Here is a 615-nt window from a genome sequence, read left to right on the forward strand (position 1 = left end):
ACGTGAATTGCGCCATTGTCCTGCAGGAGTTCGATAAGCCCAAGTCGCTTAAACTCGGCGACTCCCCAGGGGGCGATCCATTCCCCTCGCACTCGGTCGGGGTAACTCGTCTCCCGTTCCAACACGGTGACCTCTAACCCGTTCCGGGCGAGTACGGTGGCCATGGTGCCGCCGGCAATTCCTCCACCAATGATCACTACGTCAGGAGACAAGCTGGTCATGCAAATACCCCGAGTCAGCAAAAGAAAAACAATCCGCCAGTATGGCCTATGGCCAAGATTGACGGGAAAATTCAAACGCCGACCAAACGGCCGCTCGACGCTGTGCTTTGCTCACAGCGGATGAGCAGCCCCTACGAAGGATTGCGTATCCGGCTCTATATTCACCAAAACTTCCCCGCCGATGATTTGGGGGGCTCCGAGATTAAGGTCATGCAAGCTCGCCTGCACAAACTCCATCACTTTATCGTTCGCCGCATCAGCGCTTTGCCGGTCCTCGAATATCATCACGGCGACACCGACTCCTCCGCCGCCATCCAATACATAGTAAGATCTGAATCCGTGCGATTGCTTTAGGAGTTGACCGATGCCGCTTTTGGCGCGGCGAGCCGCATCG

The 615-nt window shown here is 56.3% G+C and carries 2 protein-coding genes; both read right to left on the minus strand.

The features are described from left to right. A partial coding sequence (locus AC629_RS44660) for an NAD(P)/FAD-dependent oxidoreductase (RefSeq protein ID WP_143199983.1) occupies window positions 1-221 on the minus strand: 221 nt, incomplete at its 3' end. Between the two features lie 111 nt (window positions 222-332). Next, window positions 333-615, minus strand: a 283-nt coding sequence (locus tag AC629_RS48120; RefSeq protein ID WP_084810859.1) for a hypothetical protein, incomplete at its 5' end; no start/stop codon positions are given.

Origin of the sequence: Bradyrhizobium sp. NAS80.1, assembly GCF_001908205.1 — a bacterium.
Classification (GTDB): Bacteria; Pseudomonadota; Alphaproteobacteria; order Rhizobiales; family Xanthobacteraceae; genus Bradyrhizobium.